5 protein-coding genes and 1 pseudogene are annotated in these 6,946 nt (G+C 65.9%); 5 read left to right on the forward strand and 1 reads right to left on the reverse strand.

Translation table 11 applies throughout. The features are described from left to right. Together NKF06_RS18865 and NKF06_RS18870 are read left to right on the forward strand one after the other, a co-directional pair. A pseudogene (locus NKF06_RS18865) lies at positions 1-416 on the forward strand (RimK/LysX family protein); the annotation flags it as partial. 337 nt (positions 417-753) lie between these two features. Then, positions 754-1,005, forward strand: a complete 252-nt coding sequence (locus NKF06_RS18870; RefSeq protein ID WP_256477605.1) for a hypothetical protein — start codon at positions 754-756, stop codon at positions 1,003-1,005. Positions 1,006-1,123: 118 nt separating this feature from the next. Here the strand turns inward: NKF06_RS18870 and tuf are convergent, their stop codons facing one another. After that, complete coding sequence (tuf, locus tag NKF06_RS18875) at positions 1,124-2,386, reverse strand: translation elongation factor EF-1 subunit alpha (protein ID WP_253246289.1); 1,263 nt, start codon at positions 2,384-2,386, stop codon at positions 1,124-1,126. Positions 2,387-2,813: 427 nt separating this feature from the next. Between tuf and NKF06_RS18880 the strand changes: the two genes are divergently transcribed. From NKF06_RS18880 to NKF06_RS18890, 3 genes are all read left to right on the forward strand, one after another. Further along, positions 2,814-3,299, forward strand: a complete 486-nt coding sequence (locus NKF06_RS18880; RefSeq protein WP_008095561.1) for an Lrp/AsnC family transcriptional regulator — start codon at positions 2,814-2,816, stop codon at positions 3,297-3,299. Between the two features lie 379 nt (positions 3,300-3,678). After that, entirely contained in the window at positions 3,679-5,163 is a 1,485-nt protein-coding gene (locus NKF06_RS18885; RefSeq protein ID WP_253246290.1) for a proton-conducting transporter membrane subunit, read from the forward strand. Continuing rightward, positions 5,153-6,946: putative inorganic carbon transporter subunit DabA (locus NKF06_RS18890; protein WP_253246291.1), on the forward strand; the 1,794-nt coding region annotated here is incomplete at its 3' end. The genes NKF06_RS18885 and NKF06_RS18890, both read left to right, overlap by 11 nt.

The raw sequence follows: 6,946 nt of genomic DNA on the forward strand, positions 1-6,946 counted from the left end.
CCCGGCGCTCGTCGAACGACTCGGGCCGCACGCTCGACGGGACGCCCCCGGCTGACGCTCCGTCGCACGTTCGCGACGAGCGGGTTCCCGTCGTCGGCCACGCGGAGCGCGTGACCGTCACCGGCATCAGCGGGTCGAAGGAAGTGCTCGCGCGCATCGACACCGCGGCTTCGACGACGCGAATCGCCCCCCAGTTGGCGGCCGACCTCGGTACCGAGCCGCCGGCGGCGGTGGTCGACGACGACGCGCCCCCGCGGGTGGATATCGTGGTCGAACTCGCGGGGCAACGCCGGACCGTGACCGCGGTGCTCGACGAGGACGTGGGTTCGGAGACGCCGCTCCGAATCGGTCGGGACCTGCTCCGCGACTACTACGTCGACGTGCGCCGAGGGGTCCACGGCGACGCGGGCCACTAATCAAGCCGGATATATCAAGCTATTCGGTTAATTGGCTCCACCGCCTAGGACGACTGCGCCCCGTCCCCGATTCGAGAAGCCGTACTTACGCGACACGATTCGTTTCGACGACCCACCTGCGCTCGATAGCGTGGCCGTGTCGCGTCACGTCCCACGCCGGACACAACCCAAGCGCCGGCGCACGGCCGCTGAATCGACCACCGGACGCGGGCCATTCTCCGAAAACCGACCGACAGCGAGCGGACAGTTTCGTGTGAGAAGCAATCACTAGATTGTTTATAATGATTTACTAAACGCAACGCTAGGTTTTATGTCCCTCATTAACATATAATCGCACATGTCTCAGACAGCGTCCAGAAATAGCCCAGGTACGTTTACAATCGTAAACGAGGTGAACGACCACGGTGCGGCGACGCTCCGCGGCGACAACGGCTCGACGTTCCACGTTACCTCCTACGAGAACAGCAGCTTCCGCGACTACCTCGCGAACCACCACGCCGGCGACCGCGTGCGGATGGACATCGAGCGGGCCGGCGTTCGCGCGAACGTCTGGCAGGTGTCGGCGCTCTACCCCGGCGCGAACGAGTGACGCCGCGGGCCGCGGACGCTCACACGCCGTTTGTGACCAATCGGTCGCCAACCGCCCGTGGAGACGGTACGGTCGCTGTCGCGGCGGTGGCGCGAAAAACTGTGGTCGAAACCGGGCGCTACTCGTAGACTTCGAGGACTTTGCCGGCCGCGATGGTCTGTCCCATGTCGCGGATGGCGAAGCTCCCGAGTTCGGCGATTTCTGACGACGGTTCGATGCTGAGCGGCTTCTGCGGCCGGAGCGTGACGACGGCGGCGTCGCCGGCCTTGATGAAGTCCGGTTCCTCCTCTGCGACCTCGCCCGACGCGGGGTCGAGTTTCTGGTCGAGCGACTCGAACGTGCAGGCGACCTGCGCGGTGTGTGCGTGGATGACCGGCGTGTAGCCGGCGGTGATGACCGACGGGTGCTGCATCACGACGATTTGCGCCTTGAACGTCTTGGCGACCGACGGCGGGTCGTCGGCGGGGCCACAGACGTCGCCGCGGCGGATGTCGTCCTTGCCGACGCCGCGGACGTTGAAGCCGACGTTGTCGCCGGGGCCCGCCTCCGGGACCTCCTCGTGGTGCATCTCGATGGTCTTCACTTCGCCACCCGCGTCAGAGGGCATGAACCGGACGTTGTCGCCGGTCTTGAGAACCCCCGTCTCGACGCGGCCGACCGGGACCGTCCCGATACCGGAGATGGTGTACACGTCCTGAATCGGGACGCGAAGCGGGGCGTCCGTCGGCGGCGACGGCTCGGGGAGGTTGTTCAGGGACTCCAGCACCGTCGGGCCGTCGAACCACGACATGTTCTCCGAAGGCTCGGCGATGTTGTCGCCCTCGAACGCCGAGATGGGGATGAAGCCGGCGTCGTCGGAGTTGAACCGTACCTGGTTCAGGAGCTGTTGGACCTCCTCTTTGACCTGCTTGTAGGAGTCCTCGCTGTAGTCGACGACGTCCATCTTGTTGACCGCGATGATGAGTTCCTCGATACCGAGCGTTCGGGCGAGGAAGACGTGCTCGCGGGTCTGCGGCGCGACACCGTCGTCGGCGGCGACGACGAGAATCGCGTGGTCGGCCTGCGACGCGCCCGTGATCATGTTCTTCACGAAGTCGCGGTGGCCGGGCGTGTCGACGATGGTGAAGTAGTACTTGTCCGTGTCGAAGCGCTGGTGGGCGATGTCGATGGTGACGCCGCGCTCGCGCTCCTCGGCGAGGTTGTCCATGACGTAGGCGAACTCGAAGCCCGACTTCCCCTTGGACGCCGCCTCCTCGCGGTGCTGTTCGATGATGTGTTCCGGGACGCTACCTGTCTCGAACAGAAGCCGGCCGACGAGCGTGGACTTCCCGTGGTCGACGTGTCCGATGATGGCTAGGTTTTGGTGTGGTTTGTCTGCCATGGGTATCAGGGCGGTGTCGCCCAGTTTGGTAGAATATGACACCCAAAGGTAAATCCGTTTTCCCGGCGCGAAGCGCGTCTTGCGCCGGTTCGGACGGGTCGCGGAAACGGGTTATCAGGAAACGCGAAAACTCAGGAAATCAGTCATATCGCGGCGCAGTCGGGCGAACGGAGCAGAGAGACGGCCCCAGAAAAACCGCTCAGAACCCACGCATCGCGGCGGCCATGTCGGCGAAGGTGGCCGTGCGGCGAACGGACTGCTCGTGAGCTTTGGGCGTGTCGGCGTTATCTTTTACAACAATCATAGTAACTAATTGTATCGGATGGGTAATAAATCTACCTCTGGAGACGACCGATGTCGGGTACCGCGCGGACCGCCGTCCGAACAATATCAAAGGATAAAGTGCTCTCCTCCCCCACGTAGTGGTATGGCTGGCGAGGATATCGACGACGTGGACAAGGCGATTCTGTACGCGCTCCAAGAGGACGCCCGAAACATGTCGTCCGGCGACATCGCGAAGCGAACGGGAACCTCGGACAGCACCGTCCGCAAGCGCATCCAGCGACTCGAATCCGACGGCGTGGTCAAGGGCTACAGCGCGAGCGTCGACTATGGGAAGTCGGGCTATCCGCTCCGAATGTTGCTCTACTGTACGGCCTCGATTCCCAAGCGCGGCGAACTCGTCCCCGAGATTCTGGAGATGGACGGCGTCGTGGCCGTCCAAGAACTGGTCACCGGCGAACAGAACCTCCTCGTGACCGCCGTCGGCGAGACGGACAGCGACATCACGTCCATCGCGCAGGAACTCCTCGATATGGGTCTCACCGTCGCCGACGAGGTGCTCGTCCGCACGCACGAGACGACACCATTCGGGAAGTTCGACGCCGAGAGACACGCCGAAAACGATTCCTGAGCGGGCGCGCGCACGATATCCTCACGACGAACGGAGCGTTCACGAATCGGTCACCGAGTCCGGCGAGCGACCGCGGTCGCAGGTCCCCGTGGCGGGTCGGCGTCGCGTGACCAATCGCCGGTCGTCGATTACCGACTGGGCGGATAGTGCGGTACACGGCGTGAAAAGCGGGTTTTGTAGAGATTCAATCCGTCCAGCGCCGAATGTCACATAGTCACATGCCCAGAAAACCATAATGTTCTTTAATGGCTAATTTGCGAACGATTTGTGAATGTAGGTAGATTTAATAGCCAATCTGTTCTCGAATGGGCGTAAGGACGACCAGTATCGGTCGCCGAACGCGTTTCGGTTCCCGGTCTGGTCAACGACGAATCGAACGATGTCAGGACACAGCTCGAAACCGACGGTCGGAGCACTCCCGGACGCGACGGCGGACTCGCCGCTCGCGCCCGTCGCACTAACGAAGCTCGTGTGGGCGCTGTTCGCCGCGAGCGTCGCCGTGCTCTTCGCCCGAGTTCGACTCGGCGGCGCGTGGGAGATTCCCGGTGTCGTCGCCGTCGACGGCCTGACCGTGCTGCTGTGGGTGGTCGTGACGTTCTTCAGCGGCATCGTCCACAGCTACTCGCGCCGCTACATGGCCGGCAGTCGCCACGAGACGAGCTTCTTCGCGACCGTGTTCGGCTTCACGGTCGCCGTGATGGGCCTCGTCGCGGCCGACCACGTCGCGCTGTTCTGGCTGCTCTGGCTGGCGATGGGGCTCGCGATGGCGAAACTCATCGGCATCATCGACGGCTGGAATCAAGCGCAGGCCGCCGCGAGCGTCGCTCGCAGGTACTTCCTCGCCAGTAGCGCGTTCCTCGGCGTCGCGCTTGCAGCCCTCTGGTGGGCGACCGGCGCGACGACGGTCTCCGGTATCGCCGCGAGCGCCGACGGGCTCGGCGGGCCGGTGTGGCTTCTCGCCTGTGTCGCGCTCGTCCTCGCGGCGATGATTCAGTCCGCGCTCGTCCCGTTCCACGGCTGGCTGCTCTCCTCGATGACCGCGCCGACGCCCGCCTCCGCGCTGATGCACGCAGGCTTCGTGAACGCCGGCGGCATCCTGCTGCTCCGGTTCGCCCCGGTCGTGACTCTCGACGCCACGCTCATGCTCGGCATCGTGGTCGTCGGCGCGACCAGCGCCCTGCTCGGAAAACTACTCAAGAACGTCCAGACGGACGTCAAGAGCGAACTCGGCTGTTCGACCATCGGCCAGATGGGCTTCATGATTATGCAGGCCGGCCTCGGCTTCTTCGGAGCCGCCATCACTCACCTCATCCTGCACGGCTTCTACAAGGCGTACCACTTCCTCAGTGCGGGCGCGGCGGTCGAACACACCGCCCCGACGGACCACGACGCCCACGAGACCGGTGTCGCGGGCGCGGTCGTCGTCCTGGCGACCGGGCTGGCCGGCGGCGCGCTGTTCGCGGCGCTCACCGGGAAGGGAACGCACCTCGACAGCGGGCTCCTGCTCGTGACGTTCGTCGTGCTCACCACGCTGCACGCGGCCCGCAACGTCGTCGCGAACGCCGCGCTTCCGGCGACGGCCCGCTACGGCGCGGTCCCGTTCGTCTTCCTGCCGGCAATCACCGTCTACGCGCTCGCCTACGAGGCGATTTCGAGCGTCCTGTCCGGGCTGCCGGTCGTCGAGGCTCCGGCCGAACTGAGCGCGCTCCACGCGCTCGTCGCCGGCGTCTTCCTCGTCGTCTACGCCGCGATAGAACTCGGCGTCCACGAGCGCAGCCACCGCCTCTACGTCGCACTGTTGAACGCGAGCCAACCCGCCTCCAGCACCGTGCTGACCGCCACGGAGGACTACAATGAGTACTGAACACGCCATCGAAGACAGCATCGACAAAGCGGCGACGACCGTCGGCTCGGTCTGGCCGATTCACTCGTTCGTGACGGCCAACCCGCTTTCGGGATTCGAAGACATGCCGTTCCACGAAGCCGTCACCCAGGCCGCTGACCTCGTCGGCGGCCGCGGCTACCCGACCCCCGAGACGTTCGAAGCGGCCCTCGACGACGGGCAAATCGACCCCGATGTGCTCGCCTCGGAACTGGCCGAGCGCGGCTACGACGACGACCCCGAAACGCTGCTGGAGCGCATGGACGCCGGCGTCGAGTCGAACTCCTCGGGCGCTGACGCCGACGCCGACGCCGGGACCGCGCGGGTCGACCGCGTGCTGACGAAGTGGCTGTCGGCGTTCCTCGATGAGGGACAGGCCCACTGGCCGATGCCGAACCGCGAAGACGGGTTCTACAGCGCCTTCCGCTCGATGGCCGCGTACGACGGCCAGATTCCCGACGACGGAATCGTCGCCGACCTGCCCGAGTCGCCGGTCGAAACCGTCGAGTCCGTAGTCGCGTCGTACCCCGAAAGCCAGTGGGTGCCGATATTCGAGGAGCAACTCGCCGCGCTCCCCGGCTGGACCGGCTTCATCAAGCAACGCGCCGCCGACGACGGCGAGTGGCAGTCCACGCACCCGATTACGCTCGACGGCTATCTCGCGGCCCGTCTCGCGCTCCTCGACGCGTTCGGCGTCGATGTCGAGCCGTCGACCGGTCCCGAACGCGGCGAGGCCGATGCGACCGACGAACTCGCCGACGCGTTCCTGAGCGCGTGGGAGGCGAGTTACCGCGGCGAGGTCGTCGACCGCGTCGCCGCCGAGAGCGAGGCCCTCGAAAACAGCGCGCCCGGCGGTCGTCCGGACGCGCAACTGGTCTTCTGTATCGACACGCGCTCGGAGGTCATCCGCCGGCACATCGAGGACACGGGCGACTACGAGACCCACGGCTACGCCGGCTTCTTCGGCATCCCGATGGAGTACCAGGGCTACGACGACGAGGTGTCGGTCGACGCCTGTCCCCCGATTGTCGACCCGGCACACCGCGTCACCGAGGTCCCGACCGACAGGGAGACGAAGGCGAGCCACGACCGCTGGTCGAACCTCCGTGAGACCGCGGGTGAAGTCATCGAGTCACTGAAGACCAATCCCGCCACCGCCTTCGGCTTCGTCGAGAGCGCCGGGAGCGGGTATGGGGTCGCCCTCGCGGCCCGCACGCTCGTCCCCGGGCGCGTCTCCGACCTGCTCGGAACCGCCGACGACGCGACCCCCGACAACCACGAGTTCTGCGACCCAACCGTCCACCACCAACACTCCTACGTCGGCGACCTCCCAGTGGGGCTGACCGACGACGAGAAAGTCGAGTACGCCGCGAACGCCTTCGGACTGATGGGCTGGGAGGAGTTCGGCCGCCTCGTCGTGTTCACCGGCCACGCCAGCGAGACGGCCAACAACCCGTTCGATTCGAGTCTGGACTGCGGTGCCTGCGCCGGCAACCCCGGCGGCCCGAACGCCCGCGTCCTCGCGGCCATCTGCAACGACGAGACCGTCAAGGACGAACTCCGCGACCGCGGGTTCGACATCCCCGAGGACACGGTGTTCGTCGCCGGCGAGCACAACACGACGACCGACGAAATCGACCTGTTCGACGGCGACGTGCCCCAGAGCCACGCCGACGACCTCGACCGCCTGCGCGCGGACCTTGCGGTCGCCCGGGAGAACGCGACCGCCGAGCGGACGGGTGCCGACGGCTCCGCGGCCGTCAGC

Source organism: Haloferax sp. AB510 (assembly GCF_024136985.1).
In the GTDB taxonomy this organism is placed as follows: domain Archaea; phylum Halobacteriota; class Halobacteria; order Halobacteriales; family Haloferacaceae; genus Haloferax.